Genomic DNA, 19,400 nt, shown 5'->3' on the forward strand with positions numbered 1-19,400 from the left:
GGCTGTCCATGCCCCAGGCGTTTATCGGCAAGCTGAACGGGGATCAGCCGCAGGCATTCAGGTTCACCGGACCGACGAACTCGTTGCCGCGCCCCATCACACAGGCCACGCTCTGATTGCGCTGGCGCTCCCAGGGTTGTACCGGATAGGTCTTGTTCCAGGCTTCGTACAATTGGCGATCCTGTTTCGACAGGCGCAGGCCGTACTGTTTGCTCATATAGAAGTAGGTCCGGGCGATCATGCCGCGAATGGACGGGCGCGGCATGACCTTCTTGGCCTTGAAGTCGACCTGGGTCAGGCACGAACCGTACTGGCCGGACCGCGCCGGCAGCCAACCGAAACTGAAGTTGTTACGGTCGCCGTTGACCTCGCCGATGCTCGGCACCAGGTTGTGCAGGTCGGCTTCGGCGCGTTGATACATCGGGTCGTGGCGGGTGCAGTTCTTGCGCCCGCCTTGTTGCCAGCATTGGCGCTGATGGCCGATCTGCCAGGCGGGAACTATGTGTTCCCATTCGATGCGTGCGGCGCGATTGGCATTCTTGCGTGGTACGTAACCGCAGGCGGCGAGGTTGACCCGATTGCCGTTGTACTTGCAGCCGCAGTAGAACTCGGTGGATTGCGGGGCATACAGCTTCCAGGCGATTTTCTTCGCTTCGTTGAAGGTGCGGGGCGCATCGGCGTGGGCATTCAGGGCAACGCAAAACAGCAGTACAGCAAAACAGCGGACAATCATCGACTCAGTCTTCCTTCGGCACGACCCAGAAAATCTGCACACCGCCGTCATCGCGATAGGCGAGGGTGACGTTGTCGTTTTCGGCGATTTCTTCGAGCAGGCGCTCCCACTCGTCGATCGCTTCGTCGGGCTGGCGGAAGATCAGGGCGGCCTTGGCTTTTTGCGCGTTGGGCGAATTGATGATTTTCTGAACGCGCAAACCGAGGCGTTCATAAGAGCTTGGTGGGGTAGTTGCTGCGGCAGGCACGGAACATTCCTTATTAAGCTGTATGTGCGTACAGTATTTTACTGTAGGAAATTTCGCAACCGCTTAAAATTCAAGAAGTTCTTCTGACAGCGATATCCGCGGATTACTGCAAAACGATTGAGTTTTTTATCTGCGGGCAAGGAAGAGAGCCGGCCCATTGGGACGGAACACTCGCCCGGGGCAGGCGAGTGTGGGATGGAGCGGTGCCCGACCAGAGCAGGTCGGGCGGGTCAATCAGTATTCCCAGAACATCCGCTGCAGTTCCTTGCTGTCCTGGGTCTTGGTCAGGGCGACCATGGCCAGGATGCGGGCTTTTTGCGGGTTCAGGTCGTTGGCCACCACCCAGTCATATTTGTCGTCAGGTTGTTCCGCGTTGCGCAGTACGAAGCCGCCGGCATTGACGTGGGACGAACGAATGATTTGCACGCCATTCTTGCGCAGCTCTTGCAGGGCAGGCACTACGCGGGAAGACACCGAGCCATTGCCGGTACCGGCGTGGATGATGGCTTTGGCGCCGGACTGGGCCAGGGCCTTGTAGGCGGTGTCACTGACGTTGCCATAGCCATAGGCGATTTCGACGTCAGGCAGGCTCTTGATGGTCTTGATGTCGAATTCCGAATCCTGGGTGTGACGCTTGGCCGGCAGGCGGAACCAGTAGGATTTGCCTTCCACCACCATGCCCAGCGGGCCCCATGGGCTCTTGAAGGCTTCGGTCTTGATATTGATCATTTTGCTGACGTCGCGACCCGACTGGATCTCGTCGTTCATGGTGACCAGCACGCCCTTGCCATGGGCTTCCTTGCTGCCGGCCACAGCGACGGCGTTGTACAGGTTGAGCATGCCGTCGGCCGACATGGCGGTGCCTGGACGCATGGAGCCGACCACTACGATGGGCTTGTCGGTCTTTTCCACCAGGTTCAGGAAGTAAGCGGTTTCTTCCAGGGTGTCGGTGCCGTGGGTGATGACGATGCCATCGACGTCCTTGCTGTCGGCCAGCTCGGCGACGCGGCGGCCCAGTTGCAGCAGGTTTTCGTTGGTGATGCTTTCAGAGGCGATCTGCATGACCTGTTCGCCGCGCACATTGGCGACCTGGCTCAGCTCGGGGATCCCGGCGATCAACTGCTCGATGCCGACTTTGGCGGCCTGGTAGGTGGCGCTGTTGGCGGCACTGGCACCGGCGCCGGCAATGGTGCCGCCAGTAGCGAGCACGACCACGTTGGCCAGCTTCTGTTTGGTCTCGACTTCTTTTGCCTGCAATGCAGTCGGAAGGAGCAAGAGGAGGGCCAAGGCGCCCGGAACAAGGGTGTTGAAAGCAGATTTCATTATTTTCTCTCTAGTAGTGAGACGGTGCTGGTGCAGGTTCATCTAGATACACCCGAGACAGATCTGAATGCCGCGGGCGAAAAGGAAAAGCAGGATCTGTACCAGCCGGACTGTGGCCGAAAAACTCTATTAACTTAATGATTTATATCAATTTATTTTTTATTTGCCGGGTGCGCGAGGCGTTTTGCTGTCCGGTTTTCCGAATAGTCGGAAGATTTGCGTTCGGTTGTCCGACAGTTCTGATTGTCATGAGGAAAAACCTGAATTAAAGAGCTGGTCCTTGCAGCCGATGCCCTTCAAGGATCATTTCTTTATGGAGCTCACATGTCTATTTCTGTCGGTTTCCCTGCTGCCGGGGCCATCACCATCAACGGTAAATCGCCGGCCACTATCGATGCTCTGAGCCAGGGTGCCGCCGATAACGCTGCGCAAGCCCTGGGGCTGGACGAAGACGGCAAGCTGCGGGTGGCATCCGGTGCCGAAGCCGAGAAGACCGAGACTCAAGGCTCTGAAGGGGACAATCAGAGTCTGGTGGTGAAAATGCTGCTCAAGCGCATGAAAGAACTGCAGGCGCAATTGCAGGAGCAACAGCAGCAGTTGGCCGCAGCCCAGGCGGCGAGTTACCCGACCCCGGAAGCCAAGGCGACTGTGGTGATGGCGATTCAAGGCCAGATCGCCGATACCAGCGGTGCGTTGCAGGAAGTGGTGGGGAATCTGGTCAAGGAGTTGAGCAAGGACTCTTCGTCAGGCGCGGGCGGGTTGGTCAGCACCACCGCATGATTGCCTGATGTTCTGGCGTTCCACGGTGCTCATGAGCGCTGGCTTTCCCGTTGACAAATCCCGGCAGGGTTCGCATAGTTCGTTCTACGCAAACGTTTGCGCAGGTCCTGGGCGATAAGCGTTACACCTGCCTCAGGTTCGCTTCAAGCCGCGTTCGTCAGGGGCTGAAGGTCGTCGAGCGTACTCCAGCGCAAGCGTTGCTCACAATAATCATAAGATCGGAGTGAACCCATGAAGCTGCCATTCGCTGGACGTCTTCTCGCTGTCGCTGTTCTGGCTGCCGCATCCGCTACGCTTCCTCTCTCTTCGGCATTCGCCGAGACCCCGGAAAAACCCAAGGTCGCCCTGGTCATGAAATCCCTGGCCAACGAATTCTTCCTCACCATGGAAGACGGCGCCAAGGCGTATCAAAAAGATCATGCCGCCGATTTCGACCTGGTCTCCAACGGCATCAAGGATGAAACCGACACCGCCAACCAGATCCGTATCGTCGAGCAGATGATCGTTTCCAAGGTCAACGCACTGGTGATCGCCCCGGCGGATTCCAAGGCCATGGTGCCGGTGATCAAGAAGGCGGTGGACGCCGGTATCACCGTGATCAACATCGACAACCAGCTGGACCCGGCGGTACTCAAGAGCAAAAACATCAGCGTGCCTTTTGTCGGCCCCGACAACCGCAAGGGCGCGCGCCTGGTGGGCGAGTACCTGGCCAAGGACCTGAAGGCCGGTGACGAAGTCGGCATCATCGAAGGCGTATCCACCACCACCAACGCCCAGCAGCGCACCGCAGGCTTCAAGGATGCGATGGAGGCCGCGCAGATCAAGGTGGTCTCGTTGCAATCCGGTGACTGGGAAATCGATGCCGGCAACCGTGTCGCCGCCGCCATGCTCAGCGAATACCCGAACCTCAAGGCGCTGCTGGCCGGTAACGACAGCATGGCCGTCGGTGCCGTCTCGGCGGTGCGTGCGGCGGGCAAGACGGGCAAGGTCAAGGTGGTCGGCTACGACAACATCAATGCCATCAAGCCGATGCTCAAGGACGGTCGCGTGCTGGCGACCGCCGACCAGTTCGCCGCCAAGCAGGCGGTCTTCGGTATCGAGACAGCGCTGAAGATTCTCAAGGGCGAGAAGGTGGACGGTAGCGCCAATGGCGTGATCGAAACTCCGGTTGAGCTGGTCACCCAGTAATCGTTCTGGCGGCGCAACGGCGCCCGCCTGAGCAGGCGGGCGCATGGAGAGTTTCTTATGTCAGTTTCCGCTGTGAACGCTGTCCTTTCGGTCAGCGGTATCGGCAAGACCTATGCACAACCGGTATTGACCGGCATCGACCTGACGCTGATGCGCGGGGAAGTGCTGGCGCTGACCGGGGAAAACGGCGCGGGCAAAAGCACCCTGTCGAAAATCATTGGTGGCCTGGTGACCCCGACCACTGGCGAGATGCGTTTCAACGGTCAGGCTTATCGCCCCGGCAGTCGCACCCAGGCCGAAGAGCAGGGCATCCGCATGGTCATGCAGGAACTCAATCTGTTGCCGACCCTGTCGGTGGCCGAGAACCTGTTCCTCGATAACCTGCCCAGCCTCGGTGGCTGGATCAATCGCAAACAGTTGCGCAAGGCGGCGATCGAGGCCATGGCCCAGGTCGGCCTGGAGGCGATCGACCCCGATACCCTGGTCGGCGAACTGGGGATTGGCCACCAGCAGATGGTGGAGATCGCGCGTAACCTGATCGGTGACTGCCATGTGCTGATCCTCGACGAGCCGACCGCGATGCTCACGGCTCGCGAAGTCGAGTTGCTCTTCGAGCAGATCACCCGTCTGCAGGCTCGTGGCGTAGCCATCATCTACATCTCCCATCGCCTGGAAGAACTGGCCCGGGTCGCTCAGCGCATTGCGGTACTGCGGGACGGTTGCCTGGTCTGTGTCGAGCCGATGGCCAATTACAACAGCGAGCAACTGGTCAACCTGATGGTGGGGCGCGAGCTGGGCGAGCACATCGATCTGGGCCCGCGCAAGATTGGCGCGCCGGCCCTGACGGTCAGTGGCCTGAGTCGTTCCGACAAGGTCCTGGACGTGTCTTTCGAGGTGCGCAGCGGCGAGATCTTCGGTATCTCCGGGTTGATCGGGGCCGGGCGCACCGAACTGTTGCGCCTGATCTTCGGCGCCGACAAGGCCGACAGCGGCACGGTTGCCCTGGGTTCTCCAGCGCAGGTGGCGAATATCCGTTCGCCGGTCGACGCCGTGGCCCACGGCATTGCGCTGATCACCGAGGATCGCAAGGGCGAAGGCCTGCTGCTGACACAGTCCATCAGCGCCAATATCGCCCTGGGCAACATGCCGGAAATCTCCCGTGGCGGCCTGGTCAATGGCCGTGACGAATCGGCGCTGGCGCAGCGGCAGATCGATGCCATGCGCATTCGCAGTTCGGGGCCGGCGCAACGGGTGTCCGAACTGTCCGGGGGTAATCAGCAGAAGGTGGTCATCGGCCGCTGGCTGGAGCGCGATTGCGCGGTACTGCTGTTCGACGAGCCGACCCGAGGCATCGATGTCGGCGCCAAGTTCGATATCTACGGCCTGCTTGGCGAGCTGACTCGCCAGGGCAAGGCGCTGGTAGTGGTTTCCAGCGACCTGCGGGAGCTGATGCTGATCTGCGATCGCATTGGCGTGCTGTCCGCCGGGCGCCTGATCGATACCTTCGAGCGCGACAGCTGGACCCAGGATGAACTGCTTGCTGCCGCTTTCGCCGGCTATCAAAAACGTGATGCGTTGCTCAATGAAGCGACGCCTAGGGACCTCCCATGAAAACTGCATCTTTGGCCGGCAAACGTGGCGGCAACTACTACGGCCTGGGCACCTATCTGGGGTTGGCCGGTGCCTTGCTGGCAATGATTGCGCTGTTCTCGACACTGAGCAGCCACTTTCTTTCCTACGACACCTTCAGCACGTTGGCCAACCAGATCCCGGACCTGATGGTGCTGGCGGTGGGCATGACCTTTGTCCTGATCATCGGTGGCATCGACCTGTCCGTGGGTTCAGTGCTGGCCCTGGCGGCTTCCTCTGTAAGCGTGGCGATTCTCGGCTGGGGTTGGAGCGTGGTCCCGGCGGCATTGCTGGGCATGGGCTGCGCGGCATTGGCCGGGACCATCACCGGTTCGATCACCGTGGCCTGGCGCATTCCTTCGTTCATCGTCTCCCTCGGCGTGCTGGAAATGGCTCGCGGCGTGGCTTACCAGATGACCGGCTCGCGCACGGCCTATATCGGTGATGCCTTCGCCTGGTTGTCGAACCCGATCGCCTTTGGTATCTCGCCGTCCTTCATCATCGCCTTGCTGATCATCTTCATCGCCCAGGCGGTGCTGACGCGCACGGTGTTCGGCCGTTACCTGATCGGTATCGGCACCAATGAGGAAGCGGTGCGCCTGGCGGGCATCAATCCCAAGCCCTACAAGATCCTGGTGTTCAGCCTGATGGGGCTGTTGGCGGGCATCGCCGCGCTGTTCCAGATTTCCCGCCTGGAGGCGGCGGACCCGAATGCCGGTTCCGGCCTGGAGTTGCAAGTGATCGCGGCCGTGGTGATCGGCGGTACCAGCCTGATGGGCGGACGCGGGTCGGTGATCAGCACCTTTTTCGGGGTATTGATTATCTCGGTGCTGGCCGCGGGGCTGGCGCAGATCGGCGCGACCGAGCCGACCAAGCGCATTATCACCGGCGCGGTCATCGTGATTGCGGTGGTGCTGGATACGTATCGCAGTCAGCGCGCAAGCCGGCGGAGCTGAGTCATGGCAACGATCAAAGATGTGGCGGCCCTCGCGGGGATCTCCTACACCACGGTTTCCCACGTGTTGAACAAGACGCGCCCGGTCAGTGAGGAGGTGCGGATCAAGGTCGAGGCGGCGATCCAGCAGCTCGACTACGTGCCCAGCGCCGTGGCGCGCTCGTTGAAGGCCAAGACCACGGCGACCATCGGCCTGTTGGTGCCCAACAGCCTCAACCCGTATTTCGCCGAACTGGCCCGGGGGATCGAGGATTATTGCGAGCGCAACGGCTACTGCGTGATTCTCTGCAACTCCGACGACGACCCGGAAAAACAGCGCAGCTACTTGCGGGTGCTGTTGGAAAAACGCATCGACGGCCTGATCGTGACCTCGGCCGGTGGCGACGGCGGGCTGGCCAAGGGGCTGGCTGCTGTGCGTACGCCGATGGTGATCGTCGACCGTGGGCTGGAAGGGGTGGATGTGGACCTGGTACGCATCGATCACGAACACGGTGCGTACCTGGCGACCCGTCATCTGCTCGAGTTGGGCCATCGTGATATCGCCTGCATCGGCGGCCCGGACTACACCAGCGTGGCGCAGCTGCGTCTGGCGGGGTTCCAGCGGGCGTTGCGCGAAGCCGGCGTGGAGGTGCCTGCGGAACGTATCCTGCAGAGCGACTTCACCAGCACCGGTGGTTATCACGCGGCAGCCCGGTTGCTGGAGCGCAACCCGCCCAGCGCGATCTTCGCCGGCAACGACATGATGGGTATCGGTGTGCTGCGAGCGGCGGCGGAGCGCAATATCCGAGTGCCGAGCGAGCTGTCGGTGATCGGCTTCGACGACATCCAGATGAGCCGTTATGTGTATCCGGCGCTGACCACGGTCGGCCAGTCGATCCTGCAACTGGGCGAGCAGGCGGCGGAGCTGTTGCTGCGCCGTATCGCCGCCCCTGGATTGCCGACCGACCAGCGTATCGTCACGCCAAGCATTGTCCTGCGCGAGTCGACGGCGCCCGTGGCCGGCGCATTCGCCGAGTACCGTTGAATCGAATTGTGAGTATCGATGTATGCCAGCAAAAGTAGTGGTAGTAGGCAGCCTCAACATGGACCTGGTCACCCGGGCCGAGCGGCTGCCGCGTGCCGGTGAAACCCTGATCGGCCAGTCGTTCGCCACGGTTTCCGGTGGCAAGGGGGCGAACCAGGCGGTGGCGGCGGCTCGTCTGGGCGCCCAGGTGTCGATGATCGGTTGCGTCGGTGATGATGCCTACGGCGAGCAATTGCGCTCGGCGTTGCTCGCCGAACAGATCGATTGCCAGGCCGTCACCGTTGTCGCGGGCTCCAGTGGCGTCGCCTTGATCGTGGTGGACGACAGCAGTCAGAACGCGATCGTGATCGTGGCCGGTGGCAATGGTCAGCTCACGCCAGAGGTCGTCAGCGGCTTCGACAAGGTGCTGCAGGCAGCCGACGTGATCATCTGCCAGCTCGAAGTGCCGCTGCCTACGGTGGGGCATAGCCTCAGGCGCGGCCGTGAACTGGGCAAGACAGTGATTCTCAACCCCGCACCGGCCAGTGGCCCGTTACCGGCGGACTGGTACGCATCCATCGACTATCTGATTCCCAACGAAAGCGAGGCCGCGGCCCTCAGCGGCTTGCCAGTGGATTCCCTGGCGAGCGCCGAAGCCGCGGCCGCCCGCCTGATCGCTGCCGGGGCCGGCAAGGTCATCATCACGCTCGGGTCCCAGGGTTCGTTGTTCGCCAATGGCACGAGCTTCGAGCATTTCCCGGCGCCCAAGGTCAAGGCGGTCGATACCACGGCCGCCGGCGACACCTTCGTCGGTGGTTTCGCCGCCGCCCTGGCTACCGGCAAGAGCGAGGCCGAGGCGATTCGTTTCGGTCAGGTCGCGGCAGCGCTGTCGGTGACCCGTCCAGGCGCACAACCTTCCATTCCCACGTTGTCCGACGTACAGGCGTTCTCTCCCGCATGAAAAAGACACCTTTGCTCAATGTCGCCCTGTCGCGACTGATCGCCTCCCTGGGGCATGGCGATATCGTGGTCATCGGCGATGCCGGCCTGCCCGTGCCGCCGGGCGTTGAATTGATCGACCTGGCCCTGACCCAGGGCATTCCGGATTTCCTCAGTACCTTGCAGGTGGTGCTTTGCGAGATGCAGGTGGAGGGCCATGTACTGGCGCAGGAGATCCTGGATCGACAATCCCCGGTCTTGCAGGCGCTTGAGGTGCTGAGCACCGAGGGCGCGCTGGGGGCGCGCAGGCTGTCGAGCCACGATGAGTTCAAGGTGCTCAGCCGCCAGGCGCGGGCAATCGTCCGTACGGGCGAATGTCAGCCTTATTGCAACATCGCTTTGATTGCCGGGGTGACGTTCTGAGCGTTGCCTCTCTCTGTTCAACCACGCAAAGGAGTGCGCCATGCACCGCTATGCTCAGCTACTGAAGCACCTGATCCGGAGTGTTCTGCTCGTGTCCCTGTTCACTGCTACCAGCGCCCATGCGGCAGAAAAAATCGATCTGATCATCGATACCGATCCGGGTGCCGATGATGTGGTTGCATTGCTGTTCGCCCTGGCGTCGCCGGAAGAGCTGCAGATCCGCGCGCTGACCACGGTGGCCGGCAACGTGCGCCTGGACAAGACTTCGCGTAATGCACGCCTGGCCCGTGAGTGGGCGGGGCGCGAGGAGGTGCCGGTGTACGCCGGTGCGCCGAAGCCGTTGCTGCGCACGCCGATCTATGCCGAGAACATTCATGGCAAGGAAGGCATTTCCGGGGTCACGGTACATGAACCGAAAAAAGGCCTGGCCGAGGGCAGTGCGATCAATTACCTGATCGACACCCTGCGCGCCGCCAAGCCCCACAGCATCACCATTGCCATGCTGGGGCCGCAGACCAACCTGGCGCTGGCGTTGATCCAGGCACCGGATATCACCCAAGGCATCAAGGAAGTGGTGGTCATGGGCGGGGCGCATTTCAATGGCGGCAATATCACCCCGGTGGCCGAGTTCAACCTGTTCGCCGACCCGCAAGCCGCCGAGGTGGTGCTCAAGAGCGGCGTGAAGCTGACTTACTTGCCGCTGGACGTCACCCACAAGGTGCTGACCAGCGATGCGCGCCTGCAAAAGATCGCGGCCTTGAACAACAATGCCAGCAAGGTGGTGGGCGATATCCTCAACGAATACGTCAAGGGTGACATGGAGCACTACGGCATCCCGGGTGGCCCGGTGCACGACGCGACCGTCGTTGCCTACCTGCTCAAGCCCGAACTGTTCAGCGGGCGCCAGGCCAACATGGTCATCGATAGCCGTGAAGGTCCGACCTTCGGCCAGACCATCGTCGATTGGTACGACGGCCTGAAGCAGGAGAAGAACGTGTTCTGGGTGGAGAATGGCGATGCCCAGGGCTTCTTCGATCTGCTGACCGAGCGCCTGGCTCGCCTGAAATAAGTGATATTCCCGGCAGGTGCCAGCCTGCCGGGCGTTACGCCTTCCCTGTATCCGGCGTGCCCGAGTGCTCGCCGGGATACTTCTCGAATATCTGCTCGATGAATGTCTGGGCCGCTTCGGTGCCCAGCTCCCTGATCAGTAAGTCGATGCCGATGATCGCCAGCTCTTCGGGGCTGCCGGGACTGTAGGAACAGTGGCCTTCAGGCCATTTGGCTTTGATGTCGGCGTCGATAATTACGGTGGCCATGAAAGTCTCGCAAGCTCGGAAAGGGTAGGGCCGGACAGGCGCTTGTCGAGGGCTTCCGGTCTTGTAGAGTTAAACACCTTGGCGGGCTTTTCGCACTCCGACTTAGGCATGAGGGGAGGGCTGTGCGACACTTGGTCATTGTCTGTTTTCAAAGGGTGCCAGTGTGCAGATCGATTTGAACAACCCTGATGCCTTGACCTTCGAGGCGGTGCGCCAGTTGCTGGCGTCGGCCAGTGACGATGTGCATACCCAACTGCGGGTGACCAAGGCGGGCATTGCCTATATCTCGTCGGGCGTGGTCGGTGGCGCGCAAATCGATGGCCTGCTGTTCAGGCTGGAAACCTGGGCCGCCGGCTCTGGTTATGTCGGTCTTGTAGCGGCCAGCGATGAGGTCTGGGTGACGCAGATTTTTAATGCACTGAAACAGAACTGGCCGAAGCCACTGTTCGATTACATCGATATTTATTGAGGCTGTTCATATCCGGTCACGATTGCTGCATGAAACGTGGTCGTACCTGATGCAGACTTGCCCGCTATCTGGCCAAGAGGCCATTGGCCAGTCCGCTTGTGAAACCAATAGTCAGAGTGGTTGTCGCACTATTTCTGCTTATTTTTGAAAAGGAGGCTTCATGCCTTGGAAGCTCGCGTCATTCGGTACCTTGTTGGCTGCAGTCGTTTTGACAGGGTGCAGCACTTCTTCGCCGGATAAGGATCCGGTAGCGACCGAGAGCGGCCATAGCCGCTGTGAGGCTAAGGCGGCCGAATTCGCCATCGGCAAAAAAGCCTCGCCTGAGCTGCTGGAACAGGCACGCACTCGCGCAGGTGCGCAGAACGCCCGTATTCTCAAGCCGAATGACATGATCACCCTGGAATATCGTTCCGATCGGCTGAACCTCAACACCGATAACAATCTGGTGGTCACTCGGGTCAACTGCGGCTGATCCTGTCAGCACTTTTGCACCGTGCATAAAAAACCCCGTCACATGGACGGGGTTTTTTTAGCTCGCTGAGAAATTACTCAGGACGAACTTGTGCAGCTTGCATACCCTTTTGGCCTTTCTCAGCCACGAAGGAAACGGTCTGGCCTTCTTTCAGGCTTTTGAAACCGTCGCTTTCAATAGCTTTGAAGTGTACGAACAGGTCGTCACCGCCACCTTGAGGAGTGATGAAGCCGAAGCCTTTTTCATCGTTGAACCATTTTACGGTGCCGGTTTGGCGATTAGACATGGTGTATCTCCAAGAAACATATATTTTCAGTAGTACTGTGCTGCTCAGGCCAACTGGGCACACTGGGCTATCATAGTCGAAATGTTCGACTTGGGAGCCCCCTGGACGTGCCGATTCCCAGGTGCTTGAGACTGTTTTGTTGCTCTGATCGGCTGAAGGCCCCGGTTTAAGGGGCTTTCACCGAAAATATCCAGTGATAAAAAAAGCCGTAAAAGCTGCGTAAATTGTGAAAAAGGCCGGTTTTCAGATCGCTTCAAGCTTGAAGCAGGACCGTCTCTCGCGCTTTAAAGGCTTATTTCACCACCCGGCAAGCGGCAATAGCATCCAGCGCCTTGGCTCTCAGCGCCGGATCCGGTTGAGTCTGCTTGCTCATGAGTTGTTTGATTTCGTCGGTAGTGAATTTCTCATTGAGTTTGTCCGCACCACAGGCACAGTGCTTTTCCGCACTTTTCACATCAACGCTCTGGCTGGCGGCAGCCGTGCAATCCTTCATGTATTCGGCGCGTACCCCGGCTGGCCAGGCGGCTTGCGCGCTCAGTGGCAGCAGCAGGGCGAAAGGGGCGGCAAGGGCGAATAGTTGGGTGAGGCGCATGAGTCGAGCTCTCCTGGGATTGGTACAAGAATGGCGAATCTCGGTGTATTTGAGACCTTGCGTGCACATCAAGTTCACTTTGTAGCTTAGAAAGCGCTGCTACGCTGCTTCCGGTGGCAAGTACGGCGCGATGACCGTTCATCTGTGCTAGCATGCCCGGCTTGGGTGTTTTCAGGCTCTGGGCGAGTTGCAATCCCACCGCGGTCTATGCCTCTATTTTTCTGATTTGAACTCCAGTCACTCTGGTTCGTTTTACCGGTTGGCCGCAAGGCTCCTGCCACTGTGAGGCAGGCGTTCGTCACGAACGGCCTGGATCGAACCGCGTACTGGCTCATCCCAACCCACGTGACCTTTGGTAGGGGTCACCACTAGGAGAGGAGGCGCCATGCCCACTATTACTCTTCCCGACGGCAGTCAACGTTCATTCGATCATCCGGTTTCCGTAGCCGAGGTCGCCGCATCCATTGGTGCAGGTCTGGCCAAGGCCACCGTGGCCGGCAAGGTCAATGGCAAACTGGTCGACGCCTGCGACCTGATCGACAGCGATGCGACCCTGCAAATCATCACGCCAAAGGATGAAGAAGGGCTGGAGATCATTCGCCACTCTTGCGCTCACTTGGTTGGTCATGCGGTCAAGCAACTGTATCCGACAGCGAAGATGGTTATCGGTCCGGTGATCGATGAAGGCTTCTATTACGATATCGCCTACGAGCGTCCCTTCACCCCGGACGACCTGGCGGCCATCGAACAGCGCATGCAGCAGCTGATCGAGAAAGATTACGACGTCATCAAGAAAGTCACTCCGCGCGCCGAAGTGATCGAGGTATTCAAGGCTCGCGGCGAAGACTACAAGTTGCGCCTGGTCGAGGACATGCCGAATGAACAGGCCATGGGCCTGTACTATCACGAAGAATACGTCGACATGTGCCGCGGTCCGCATGTGCCGAATACTCGCTTCCTCAAGTCCTTCAAACTGACCAAGCTGTCTGGCGCCTACTGGCGTGGAGATGCCAAGAACGAGCAATTGCAGCGCGTCTACGGCACTGCCTGGGCGGACAAGAAGCAACTGGCGGCCTACATCCAGCGTATCGAAGAAGCCGAGAAGCGCGACCATCGCAAGATCGGCAAGCGCCTGGGCCTGTTCCATACCCAGGAAGAAGCGCCAGGCATGGTGTTCTGGCATCCGAATGGCTGGACCCTGTACCAAGTGCTTGAGCAGTACATGCGCAAGGTTCAGCGCGACAACGGCTACCTGGAGATCAAGACTCCGCAGGTGGTCGATCGCAGCCTGTGGGAGAAATCCGGGCACTGGGCCAACTACGCCGAAAACATGTTCACCACCGAGTCGGAAAGCCGCGACTACGCCATCAAGCCGATGAACTGCCCGTGCCACGTGCAGGTGTTCAATCAGGGCCTGAAAAGCTACCGCGAGCTGCCAATGCGTTTGGCCGAGTTCGGTGCCTGTCACCGTAACGAGCCGTCCGGTGCATTGCACGGCATCATGCGTGTACGTGCCTTCACCCAGGACGACGCGCATATCTTCTGTACCGAAGAGCAGATGCAGGCTGAATCCGCGGCATTCATCAAGCTGACCATGGATGTCTATGCCGACTTCGGCTTCAAGGACATCGAAATGAAGCTTTCCACCCGCCCTGAAAAGCGTGTGGGCTCCGATGAGTTGTGGGATCGCGCTGAAAATGCCTTGGCCGCCGCGCTTGATAGCGCCGGGTTGCCATATGACCTGCAGCCGGGGGAAGGTGCGTTCTACGGTCCGAAAATCGAATTCTCGCTGAAAGATTGCCTGGGGCGTGTCTGGCAGTGTGGTACCTTGCAGCTCGATTTCAACCTGCCGATCCGTCTGGGTGCTGAATACGTTTCCGAAGATAACAGCCGTAAACATCCGGTGATGTTGCACCGGGCGATCCTCGGCTCCTTCGAGCGTTTTGTCGGGATTCTGATCGAGCATTACGAAGGGGCATTCCCTGCGTGGCTGGCTCCGACCCAGGCCGTAGTGATGAATATCACTGATAAACAGGCAGATTTTGCCCTCGAAGTGGAAAAAACCCTCAACCAAAGCGGATTTCGTGCCAAGTCCGACTTGAGAAATGAAAAGATCGGCTTTAAAATCCGCGAGCATACTTTGCTCAAGGTTCCCTATCTCTTGGTTATTGGAGATCGGGAAGTCGAGACGCAGACTGTCGCTGTGCGTACCCGTGAAGGTGCTGACCTGGGCTCGATGCCCGTCGCTCAGTTCTCGGAGTTCCTTGCACAAGCGGTTTCCCGGCGTGGTCGCCCAGATTCGGAGTAATTATTATTAAGCGTGAAATGAGACAAGATAAACGAGCTGCACCGAAAGCCCCGATCAACGAGAATATCTCGGCACGCGAGGTTCGGTTAATTGGCGCTGACGGCGAGCAGATTGGCATCGTCTCGATTGATGAAGCGCTTCGTATTGCTGAAGAAGCCAAGCTTGATCTGGTGGAAATCTCCGCCGACGCAGTCCCGCCGGTTTGCCGTGTGATGGACTACGGCAAGTCGATCTTCGAGAAGAAGAAGCAGATTGCCGCGGCGAAGAAGAACCAGAAGCAGATTCAGGTAAAAGAAATCAAGTTTCGTCCAGGGACGGAGGAAGGGGATTACCAGGTAAAACTGCGCAACCTGGTACGTTTCCTGAGTGACGGGGACAGGGCCAAGGTATCCTTGCGATTCCGCGGCCGTGAGATGGCCCACCAGGAGCTGGGGATGGAACTCCTCAAGCGGGTTGAAGCTGACCTGCAAGAGTACGGTTCGGTCGAACAGCATCCTAAGATGGAAGGACGCCAGCTGATCATGGTCATCGCCCCGAAAAAGAAGAAGTAATCAACAGGGCACGGCAGGCCTTCTGATTATGTTTATCAACTGAATGCGGAGTATCCGAACATGCCAAAGATGAAAACCAAAAGTGGTGCTGCTAAGCGGTTTCTGAAAACTGCTAACGGTATCAAGCACAAGCACGCTTTCAAGAGCCACATCCTGACCAAAATGTCGACCAAGCGTAAGCGTCAACTGCGCGGTAGCAGCTTGCTGCATCCGTCTGACGTGGCAAAAGTCGAGCGCATGCTGCGCCTTCGTTAATTTTTGGATCAAGAATAGAGGAAGTAACTCATGGCTCGTGTAAAGCGTGGCGTCATTGCCCGTAAACGTCACAAAAAAATTCTGAAACTTGCTAAAGGCTACTACGGCGCGCGCTCCCGCGTATTCCGTGTTGCCAAGCAAGCGGTAATCAAGGCAGGCCAATACGCCTACCGTGACCGTCGTCAGAAAAAACGTCAGTTCCGCGCTCTGTGGATCGCTCGTATCAACGCTGGTGCTCGTATCAACGGTCTGTCCTACAGCCGTTTCATCGCCGGCCTGAAAAAAGCGTCCATCGAGATCGACCGTAAGGTTCTGGCTGATCTGGCAGTGAACGAAAAAGCGGCGTTTGCTGCGATTGTCGAGAAAGCTAAAGCCACTCTGGCTTAAGTACCCCCGACAGTCACCCGGGTTCACCTCTGTGGGCCCAGGTGTTAAACGTCATAAATAGGGGAAGAGCCTACAAGCTCTTCCCCTATTTTGTATCTGGAGTCTGTACATGGAAAACCTGGATGCGCTGGTCTCTCAAGCACTAGAGGCTGTGCAAAGCGCTGAAGATATCAATGCCCTGGAGCAAATCCGGGTTCAGTACCTTGGCAAGAAGGGTGAATTGACTCAGGTGATGAAGACCCTGGGGAATTTGCCGGCAGAGGAGCGTCCGCAGGTCGGCGCCCTGATCAACGTTGCCAAGGAGCGTGTTACAGAGGCTCTCAATACGCGTAAGGCTTTGTTTGAAGAGGCCGAGCTGGCAGCCAAACTGTCCGCTGAGTCCATCGATGTGACCTTGCCTGGCCGCGGCCAGATCTCCGGCGGTCTGCATCCGGTGACCCGGACTCTGGAACGTATTGAACAGTTCTTCACCCATATCGGCTACGGCATCGCCGAAGGCCCCGAGGTCGAAGACGACTATCACAACTTCGAGGCGCTCAACATCCCAGGCCACCATCCGGCCCGTTCGATGCATGACACCTTCTATTTCAACGCGAACATGCTGTTGCGCACCCATACCTCACCGGTACAGGTCCGCACCATGGAAGCGCAGCAACCGCCGATCCGTATCGTCTGCCCAGGCCGCGTGTACCGTAGCGACTCCGATATCACCCACTCGCCGATGTTCCACCAGGTCGAAGGCCTGCTGATCGATCGCGACATCAATTTCGCCGACCTCAAGGGAACCATCGAAGAGTTCCTGCGGGTGTTCTTCGAAAAAGAACTGGCGGTGCGTTTCCGTCCTTCGTACTTCCCGTTCACCGAGCCGTCCGCTGAAGTCGACATGGAATGTGTGATGTGCAGCGGTAAAGGTTGCCGTGTCTGCAAGCAGACCGGTTGGCTGGAAGTCATGGGCTGCGGCATGGTTCACCCGAACGTGCTGCGCATGTCCGGGATCGATCCGGAAGAGTTCCAGGGCTTTGCCTTCGGCATGGGCGCCGAGCGTCTGGCCATGCTGCGTTACGGCGTGAATGACTTGCGCCTGTTCTTCGACAACGACTTGCGATTCCTCGCGCAATTTCGCTAGGTCGCACGCCCGTAACGAATCTTTCAGGAGAGCAGGATGAAATTCAGTGAACAATGGCTGCGCGGCTGGGTAAGCCCGCAGGTAAGTCGCGACGAGCTGGTTGCTCGTCTGTCGATGGCCGGTCTTGAGGTCGATAGCGTGACGCCGGCCGCCGGTGTTTTCAGTGGCGTGGTGGTGGGCGAGGTGCTGAGCACCGAGCAACACCCCGATGCCGACAAATTGCGTGTTTGCCAGGTCAGCAATGGCGCGGAAACCTTCCAGGTCGTGTGCGGTGCGCCAAACGTGCGTCCGGGCCTGAAGATCCCTTTCGCCATGATCGGCGCGGAGTTGCCTGGCGACTTCAAGATCAAGAAGGCCAAGCTGCGCGGTGTCGAGTCGAACGGCATGCTGTGCTCCCAGGCAGAACTGCAGGTGGGAGAGGGCAATGACGGTCTGATGGAATTGCCGGCCGATGCACCGGTAGGCAAGGATTTTCGTGAGTACCTGGAGTTGGACGACGCCAGCATCGAAGTCGACCTGACTCCTAACCGCGGTGATTGCCTGTCGCTGGCGGGGCTCGCTCGTGAGGTCGGCGCGCTCTATGCCGCACCCGTCACCCGTCCAGTAGTGCTATCCGTCGCGTCTGCGCACGACGAAGTGCGTCCAGTTGAAGTGCTGGCGCCCGCGGCTTGCCCGCGTTATCTGGGCCGGGTTATCCGCAATGTCGACCTGTCCAAGCCGACCCCGCTGTGGATGGTCGAGCGCCTGCGTCGCGCTGATGTACGCAGCATCGATGCGGCCGTGGACATTACCAACTACGTGATGCTGGAGTTGGGGCAGCCGCTGCATGCTTTCGATCTTGCCGAAATCAACGGTGGCATTCGAGTACGGATGGCCGAAGAGGGCGAGAAGCTGGTCTTGCTCGACGGCCAGGAAGTGACCCTGCGCAGCGATACCCTGGTTATCGCCGACCATACCCGCACCCTGGCGATTGCTGGTGTCATGGGTGGCGAGCACAGTGGCGTAACTGCGACTACTCGCGACGTTTTCCTGGAAAGTGCATTCTTCGACCAGATCGCTGTCGCTGGTAAAGCTCGTTCCTATGGCCTGCATACCGACGCCTCGCATCGCTACGAGCGTGGTGTGGACTGGCAACTGGCCCGTGAAGCCATGGAGCGTGCCACTGGCCTGCTACTGGAGATCACCGGTGGCGAAGCCGGCCCGATCATCGAAGCAGTCAGTGAGCAGCACCTGCCATCGATCGCTCCGATCACCCTGCGTGCCGAGCGCATCACCCAGATGCTGGGTATGGAAATCGACCCGCCGGAAGTCGAGCGTCTGCTCGGTGCCCTGGGCCTGAAAATTTCCACCGATGGAGCAGGGCAGTGGCGAGTTGAAGTGCCAAGCCATCGCTTCGATATCAGCCTGGAAGTCGATCTGATCGAAGAACTGGCTCGTCTATACGGCTACAACCGCCTGCCGGTTCGCTACCCACAGGCGCGCCTGGCTCCACAAGCCAAGGCCGAGGCTCGTAGCGATCTGCCCGAGCTGCGTCGTTTGCTGGTGGCCCGCGGTTATCAGGAAGCCATTACTTACAGCTTCATCGATCCGAAACAGTTCGAGTTGTTTAATCCGGGTGTCGAGCCACTGTTGCTGGCTAACCCGATTTCCAACGACATGGCTGCCATGCGCTCGTCGCTGTGGCCGGGGCTGGTCAAGGCGCTTCAGCACAACCTGAACCGTCAGCAGGACCGTGTCCGTCTGTTTGAAAGCGGTCTGCGTTTCGTCGGTCAACTGGAAGGCTTGAAGCAAGAACCGATGCTGGCTGGTGTGGTGTGCGGCACTCGTCTGCCGGAAGGCTGGGCACAAGGTCGCGATGTCGTGGACTTCTTCGACGTCAAGGCCGACGTGGAAGCGGTGCTGGGCTTTGCCGGCGCACTCGACGCGTTCACTTTCGCGCCTGGCAAGCACCCTGCGTTGCACCCGGGGCAAACCGCGCGCATCGAGCGTGAAGGTCGTCTGGTTGGTTATATCGGCGCTATCCACCCTGAATTGTCGAAAACCCTCGGTCTCGACCGTCCGGTCTTCGTTTTCGAGTTGGTCCTGGCCGAAGTTGCCTCGGGAAAAATGCCGGAATTCCGTGAGTTGTCGCGCTTTCCTGAAGTACGTCGTGACTTGGCCTTGCTGGCTGATCGCGATGTTGCCGCCAGTGCAGTACTGGATGTAATCCGTGAAAATGCAGGCGAATGGCTGACAGACCTCAGGTTGTTTGACGTGTACCAAGGTAAAGGCATTGATCCTCATAGAAAAAGCCTTGCAGTTGGCTTGACCTGGCAGCATCCATCGCGCACTCTTAATGACGATGAGGTGAACTCCACGACGCAAAATATCCTCACCTCGCTCGAAGACAGGTTGAACGCCACGTTAAGGAAGTGACGT

General features: G+C 59.1%; 22 protein-coding genes. 16 read left to right on the forward strand and 6 right to left on the reverse strand.

All coding sequences use genetic code 11. The features are described from left to right. Positions 1-43: 43 nt before the first annotated feature. The 3 genes from IF690_RS10985 to IF690_RS10995 all read right to left on the reverse strand — a co-directional run bounded on the left by IF690_RS10985 (position 44) and on the right by IF690_RS10995 (position 2,303). Positions 44-733 (reverse strand): endonuclease, encoded by a 690-nt coding sequence (locus tag IF690_RS10985; RefSeq protein ID WP_202700051.1) that lies wholly within the window; start codon positions 731-733, stop codon positions 44-46. A gap of 4 nt (positions 734-737) precedes the next feature. Next, entirely contained in the window at positions 738-980 is a 243-nt protein-coding gene (locus IF690_RS10990) for a DUF1654 domain-containing protein (RefSeq protein WP_075118956.1), read from the reverse strand. Positions 981-1,214: 234 nt separating this feature from the next. Beyond that, a complete protein-coding gene (locus IF690_RS10995) occupies positions 1,215-2,303 on the reverse strand; it encodes an asparaginase (protein WP_202700052.1) in 1,089 nt (362 codons plus the stop codon). 324 nt (positions 2,304-2,627) lie between these two features. On the opposite strand from IF690_RS10995, the gene IF690_RS11000 reads away from it, so the two are divergent. From IF690_RS11000 to IF690_RS11035, 8 genes are all read left to right on the forward strand, one after another. Further along, positions 2,628-3,083 (forward strand): hypothetical protein, encoded by a 456-nt coding sequence (locus tag IF690_RS11000; RefSeq protein ID WP_202700053.1) that lies wholly within the window; start codon positions 2,628-2,630, stop codon positions 3,081-3,083. Positions 3,084-3,314: 231 nt separating this feature from the next. Then, positions 3,315-4,271, forward strand: coding sequence for a sugar ABC transporter substrate-binding protein (locus IF690_RS11005; RefSeq protein ID WP_202700054.1), 957 nt, complete (start codon positions 3,315-3,317; stop codon positions 4,269-4,271). Between the two features lie 57 nt (positions 4,272-4,328). After that, complete coding sequence (locus tag IF690_RS11010) at positions 4,329-5,882, forward strand: sugar ABC transporter ATP-binding protein (protein ID WP_202700055.1); 1,554 nt, start codon at positions 4,329-4,331, stop codon at positions 5,880-5,882. Further along, positions 5,879-6,856, forward strand: coding sequence for an ABC transporter permease (locus tag IF690_RS11015; protein WP_202700056.1), 978 nt, complete (start codon positions 5,879-5,881; stop codon positions 6,854-6,856). Before IF690_RS11010 ends, IF690_RS11015 begins: the two co-directional genes overlap by 4 nt. A 3-nt stretch (positions 6,857-6,859) precedes the next feature. Further along, complete coding sequence (locus IF690_RS11020; protein ID WP_202700057.1) at positions 6,860-7,879, forward strand: LacI family DNA-binding transcriptional regulator; 1,020 nt, start codon at positions 6,860-6,862, stop codon at positions 7,877-7,879. Between the two features lie 22 nt (positions 7,880-7,901). Continuing rightward, entirely contained in the window at positions 7,902-8,819 is a 918-nt protein-coding gene (gene rbsK / locus IF690_RS11025; protein WP_202700058.1) for a ribokinase, read from the forward strand. Continuing rightward, on the forward strand, positions 8,816-9,220 hold the full coding sequence (rbsD, locus tag IF690_RS11030; RefSeq protein WP_202700059.1) for a D-ribose pyranase: 405 nt from the start codon (positions 8,816-8,818) through the stop codon (positions 9,218-9,220). Before rbsK ends, rbsD begins: the two co-directional genes overlap by 4 nt. Before the next feature lie 40 nt (positions 9,221-9,260). Next, complete coding sequence (locus IF690_RS11035) at positions 9,261-10,289, forward strand: nucleoside hydrolase (RefSeq protein WP_007920524.1); 1,029 nt, start codon at positions 9,261-9,263, stop codon at positions 10,287-10,289. A gap of 34 nt (positions 10,290-10,323) precedes the next feature. Here IF690_RS11035 and IF690_RS11040 read toward each other — a convergent pair whose 3' ends face one another. Continuing rightward, positions 10,324-10,536 (reverse strand): hypothetical protein, encoded by a 213-nt coding sequence (locus tag IF690_RS11040; protein ID WP_202700060.1) that lies wholly within the window; start codon positions 10,534-10,536, stop codon positions 10,324-10,326. A 163-nt stretch (positions 10,537-10,699) separates the two neighbouring features. Here IF690_RS11040 and IF690_RS11045 point away from each other — a divergent pair, with 163 nt between their 5' ends. Next, positions 10,700-11,005 carry a hypothetical protein gene (locus IF690_RS11045; protein WP_202700061.1) on the forward strand — a complete coding sequence of 102 codons (306 nt, stop codon included), beginning with the start codon at positions 10,700-10,702 and terminating at the stop codon, positions 11,003-11,005. Between the two features lie 160 nt (positions 11,006-11,165). Next, positions 11,166-11,477 (forward strand): I78 family peptidase inhibitor, encoded by a 312-nt coding sequence (locus IF690_RS11050; protein ID WP_023968640.1) that lies wholly within the window; start codon positions 11,166-11,168, stop codon positions 11,475-11,477. A 73-nt stretch (positions 11,478-11,550) separates the two neighbouring features. Here the strand turns inward: IF690_RS11050 and IF690_RS11055 are convergent, their stop codons facing one another. After that, positions 11,551-11,763 carry a cold-shock protein gene (locus IF690_RS11055; protein WP_003179963.1) on the reverse strand — a complete coding sequence of 71 codons (213 nt, stop codon included), beginning with the start codon at positions 11,761-11,763 and terminating at the stop codon, positions 11,551-11,553. A 292-nt stretch (positions 11,764-12,055) separates the two neighbouring features. After that, positions 12,056-12,355, reverse strand: coding sequence for a hypothetical protein (locus IF690_RS11060; protein WP_007920518.1), 300 nt, complete (start codon positions 12,353-12,355; stop codon positions 12,056-12,058). Positions 12,356-12,740: 385 nt separating this feature from the next. Here IF690_RS11060 and thrS point away from each other — a divergent pair, with 385 nt between their 5' ends. From thrS to pheT, 6 genes are all read left to right on the forward strand, one after another. Continuing rightward, a complete protein-coding gene (gene thrS, locus IF690_RS11065) occupies positions 12,741-14,663 on the forward strand; it encodes a threonine--tRNA ligase (RefSeq protein ID WP_009043059.1) in 1,923 nt (640 codons plus the stop codon). Beyond that, entirely contained in the window at positions 14,663-15,214 is a 552-nt protein-coding gene (gene infC / locus IF690_RS11070) for a translation initiation factor IF-3 (protein ID WP_169914426.1), read from the forward strand. The genes thrS and infC overlap by 1 nt, the downstream gene beginning before the upstream one ends. Before the next feature lie 60 nt (positions 15,215-15,274). Continuing rightward, positions 15,275-15,469 (forward strand): 50S ribosomal protein L35, encoded by a 195-nt coding sequence (rpmI, locus tag IF690_RS11075; RefSeq protein WP_002553160.1) that lies wholly within the window; start codon positions 15,275-15,277, stop codon positions 15,467-15,469. A 30-nt stretch (positions 15,470-15,499) separates the two neighbouring features. Continuing rightward, the gene (gene rplT, locus IF690_RS11080) at positions 15,500-15,856 is read left to right on the forward strand and encodes a 50S ribosomal protein L20 (RefSeq protein WP_007905879.1); all 357 of its coding nucleotides are present in this window, start codon (positions 15,500-15,502) and stop codon (positions 15,854-15,856) included. A gap of 109 nt (positions 15,857-15,965) precedes the next feature. Further along, complete coding sequence (pheS, locus tag IF690_RS11085; RefSeq protein WP_202700062.1) at positions 15,966-16,982, forward strand: phenylalanine--tRNA ligase subunit alpha; 1,017 nt, start codon at positions 15,966-15,968, stop codon at positions 16,980-16,982. Positions 16,983-17,018: 36 nt separating this feature from the next. Next, the gene (gene pheT, locus IF690_RS11090) at positions 17,019-19,397 is read left to right on the forward strand and encodes a phenylalanine--tRNA ligase subunit beta (protein ID WP_202700063.1); all 2,379 of its coding nucleotides are present in this window, start codon (positions 17,019-17,021) and stop codon (positions 19,395-19,397) included. The last annotated feature ends 3 nt before the right edge of the window (positions 19,398-19,400 follow it).

It is taken from the genome of Pseudomonas sp. SK3(2021) (assembly GCF_016772375.1).
GTDB classification, from domain to species: Bacteria; Pseudomonadota; Gammaproteobacteria; order Pseudomonadales; family Pseudomonadaceae; genus Aquipseudomonas; species Aquipseudomonas chlororaphis_I.